The following is a 212-nucleotide window of genomic DNA, read 5'->3' on the forward strand; positions in this document are numbered from 1 at the left end:
CTCGATGAACTTGCGCCGCACATGCACCATGCACGCCAAGCGCTCGACACCGGGCTGCAACGCCAACGCGTTGTAACCGGCGTAATCGTCAGTCATCACGTAGCCGCGATAGCCCTCCAGCAGGCGCAACGCTATCTCCTGCGCGCGGCTGGTGGTGTAGTCGAACAACACAACTTGCCGTTCGGGCGGCCCACTGGCCTGCACCCACATCC

At 63.2% G+C, this 212-nt stretch carries 1 protein-coding gene; it reads right to left on the minus strand.

The window, feature by feature from the left end:
- Window positions 1-212 (minus strand): IS66 family transposase (locus ACQRAX_RS25795; RefSeq protein ID WP_427867807.1); only part of this gene is annotated, 212 nt, incomplete at both ends.

Source organism: Pseudomonas sp. UM16, from assembly GCF_050312595.1.
Lineage (GTDB): Bacteria > Pseudomonadota > Gammaproteobacteria > Pseudomonadales > Pseudomonadaceae > Aquipseudomonas.